The sequence below is a fragment of the Nocardia sp. JW2 genome, assembly GCF_051843015.1.
Lineage (GTDB): Bacteria > Actinomycetota > Actinomycetes > Mycobacteriales > Mycobacteriaceae > Nocardia > Nocardia coubleae.
The window spans coordinates 1-322 of record NZ_JBPXLK010000073.1 but is presented as its reverse complement, the minus strand read 5'-3'; the positions used below and the strand labels follow the sequence as shown (position 1 = coordinate 322).

The window sequence follows — 322 nt, the reverse complement described above, 5'->3', positions numbered from 1 at the left end:
GGGTGTGTTGTTTGAGAACTGCACAGTGGACGCGAGCATCTTTGTTAGTAAGTGTTTAAGAGCGTACGGTGGATGCCTTGGCACCAGGAGCCGATGAAGGACGTAGGAGGCTGCGATAAGCCTCGGGGAGCTGTCAACCGAGCTGAGATCCGAGGATTTCCGAATGGGGAAACCCAGCACGAGTGATGTCGTGTTACCCGCATCTGAATATATAGGGTGTGTGGAGGGAACGTGGGGAAGTGAAACATCTCAGTACCCACAGGAAGAGAAAACAACAGTGATTCCGTGAGTAGTGGCGAGCGAAAGCGGATGAGGCTAAACC

At 52.8% G+C, this 322-nt stretch carries 1 rRNA gene; it reads left to right on the top strand.

The window, feature by feature from the left end:
• Positions 1 to 45 precede the first annotated feature (45 nt).
• Positions 46 to 322: ribosomal RNA gene (locus tag ACSVDM_RS30850) — 23S ribosomal RNA — on the top strand; the annotation flags it as partial.